Origin of the sequence: Bacillus cereus group sp. N24, from assembly GCF_016483345.1 — a bacterium.
Lineage (GTDB): Bacteria > Bacillota > Bacilli > Bacillales > Bacillaceae_G > Bacillus_A > Bacillus_A toyonensis.
The window spans coordinates 1-519 of record NZ_JAEHCA010000091.1; the positions used below are offsets into that span (position 1 = coordinate 1).

Sequence of the window (519 nt, forward strand, 5' to 3'; positions counted from 1 at the left end):
GTCCGAAGCCAATTCATCTCCCACCTACTCACTTCGCGTTCCTTGAGGAAGGAGTCTTCTTGGCTAAAATGATAAAGGGTATTAATATTAATTTGTTTTTGGCAGAGGTTTTGATAATTATAAATTCAACTTTTCTATTTTTGGGACGTTTCATTTACAGAATATAGATAATGACATAATTTTCTCAATAAGGAATTTTTTGCTTTTAATATAATTTTTTCGCAATTCATGGTATATCTGTATTAAGGGGACCTTTTCGGTTGATTAGGGAGAAAGATTATAAAAATGATATGGGAGGAACAAAAAATGTCATTGAAAAAGAAATTAGGTGTTGGAGTGGTTTCAGCCACTCTTGGCTTATCTTTAATTGGTGGGGGAACATATGCATATTTTAGCGATCAAGTGGTGACAAATAATTCATTTGCTGCAGGTACATTGGATTTAGCTATGCAACCAACTACTTCACTTAACTTAGAAAATTTAAAACCTGGGGACAAAATATTAAAGAAATTCAATTTA

At 32.4% G+C, this 519-nt stretch carries 1 protein-coding gene; it reads left to right on the forward strand.

The features are described 5' to 3' along the window. Positions 1–306: 306 nt before the first annotated feature. Positions 307–519, forward strand: a 213-nt coding sequence (locus JDS95_RS30475) for a TasA family protein (protein WP_242435513.1), incomplete at its 3' end; no start/stop codon positions are given.